This is a genomic window from Chamaesiphon sp. OTE_75_metabat_556, from assembly GCF_031378165.1.
Classification (GTDB): domain Bacteria; phylum Cyanobacteriota; class Cyanobacteriia; order Cyanobacteriales; family Chamaesiphonaceae; genus Chamaesiphon.
Window position 1 is genome coordinate 1 of record NZ_JANNDR010000445.1, and the last position, 2054, is coordinate 2054.

Below are 2054 nucleotides of genomic sequence, written 5' to 3' on the forward strand. Positions count from 1 at the left end.
GGGAAAGAATTGTCTTTGGAAGCGGTATTGCTTAATTAAGATATTAATTTATGAGGTTAGCTAAGATTTAGGGTAGGGGCAATTCATGAATTGCCCCTACCCTAAATCTTAGCTAGCCCCAGTACCTCGCAAAATTTGCGATCGTCATGGGGTAATTGTCGATCCCAAAATAGCTATGAAGCCACAGTTGCGGCCATCGCAGTAGTTTGCATATAGTGTTCGACTAAAGAAATGAGCAATATGGCTACAGATTCACCATCCTCAGCATTTACCAACAAGATCGGTGGTCGAGTGACACTATCTTGATAGCCCAAAGCGAGGGCGATATCTTCCAGATTCCAAGCACCTTCACAATCACTGTGGGTAATCCCAATTACCATCGGAATTTGGGCGTGCCGATTCATGAAATTCATAATCCGGCGCGCATGATGAAACTCACTCGGACGATGTGCGGCAATCAACAGCACATAAGCGTGAGCGCGCTCGATCAAAATTTCCCACATGAAATCAAACCGAGTCTGACCCGGAGTTCCATAGATATGTAAGGCCATTTCCTCCCCAAATTGGAGGGTACCAAAATCCATCGCTACCGTGGTATTTTGTTTGAGGTTGGCCACATCATCAGTAGCTTTTTTGTCTGTATCTACAACTTCGATCTCACTCACCGAACGAATAAAGGTGGTTTTACCCGCACCTACCGTTCCGGTGATTACTAGATTCATTATTTCCATGACGTGTCAACCCTTTTTCTTCAAAAAGCCCATTAAATTACTGAGGAACGAAGCAGATACCGGAACTTGAGGATTACCCCCACCGACACACACTGGAGTCGGTGCCTCCATTGCTTCATTGCGAGGTGGTTGGCTCGGTTCGGCACTGACTTCTTGTACCAACCCAATCGAACTCAACCTAAACCCAATTTGGCGAACTTTTTGGCTCTCTAGTCCGATCTGTTCGGCAATTTTAGTCACTGGCAATTCACAAGTTGCCAAGTTCCAAACTTTCAATTCTTGGGTATCGAGTCTAATGCCACCTAGTTCGGCAGACAATCTTTGCAGCGCGGAATCTAGTGCGGGTAATTTGGCCTCTAAGCCACTCCAATCTTTGAGCATTCTCATGCCCAATAATGCTAATTCATTGGCATTTAAACTCAATCCCGTCATCTCACTATAAAGTAGTGGTGCTTGCAGATTGAATTCAAATCGACCGTGATGAACTTCAAACAGTTTGCACGTAGTGGCAATTACCTGGGAGTTATAGAGCAGGGTGAGTTGTTCGGCGGTAATCAGATTGAGCGATTTGAGATGGGTGCCCAATGGTTGGCGCAAGATTGCGAGCTGCGGCTCCAATCCTGCCACTTTTTCTGGTAACAGCCAGCGTCTTTGCTCCATCAGTTTGATCAACCCATGATGCTGCGAAACATTGCCTGGGACGACAGACATAATTCTGCCACTTTGACAGGCGATGTAGTAAACATCACTGAGCGATCGATTCAAGCCGCGATCGGGTTCGATCGATAATAAGCCGGTTTTGTTACCCTCTTGCACGAAGTGCAAAATTTCGGCTAATGAATATTCTGATAAATAGCCAGCTAAGGACATTTATATCTCCAACATAATAATTGCGAATGGTCAATATCTATCCAGTAAAATTGGAGAGCAATACTAGATAAAGTTTACCCAGTATTGCCTTAATACAGATCACCAATAGTGAATTTAAATTAATTTTGATGTTGAGAGGACGATCAACGTGCTAAAGATTTAGCTTCGATCGCATCTAAAAATCGCTGTTAGAGGATGTCTGAAAAGTCAATTCTATTAAGCAGAATCCCTAGAAATCCCCCCCAACCCCCCTTAAAAAGGGGGGAACCGGACTCTTAGTCCCCCTTTTTAAGGGGGATTTAGGGGGATTTGGATCTACGAACTACATCAAAAAAATCTTTTCAGACCTCCTCTTAGAGAGAATGTAGATCCTCCCTAACTTCAACCGCCGCTAAAGATCGATCTGCAATTGCGCGGGGAAATAGCGTCAATGACTAGTTCAAAGCAGCTTTG

The 2054-nt window shown here is 44.4% G+C and carries 2 protein-coding genes; both read right to left on the bottom strand.

The features are described 5' to 3' along the window. Positions 1–173: 173 nt before the first annotated feature. Positions 174–731: a GTP-binding protein gene (locus RMO27_RS18105; RefSeq protein WP_396133750.1), complete on the bottom strand. Its 558-nt coding sequence runs from the start codon at positions 729–731 to the stop codon at positions 174–176. A gap of 6 nt (positions 732–737) precedes the next feature. Continuing rightward, positions 738–1601: a DUF4388 domain-containing protein gene (locus RMO27_RS18110; RefSeq protein ID WP_309735085.1), complete on the bottom strand. Its 864-nt coding sequence runs from the start codon at positions 1599–1601 to the stop codon at positions 738–740. Positions 1602–2054 lie beyond the last annotated feature (453 nt).

Excerpts from the sequence above, each read along its gene's own strand:
- RMO27_RS18110 (WP_309735085.1), bottom strand. The coding sequence starts at position 1,601 with ATGTCCTTAGCTGGCTATTTATCAGAATATTCATTAGCCGAAATTTTG.
- RMO27_RS18105 (WP_396133750.1), bottom strand. The coding sequence starts at position 731 with ATGGAAATAATGAATCTAGTAATCACCGGAACGGTAGGTGCGGGTAAA.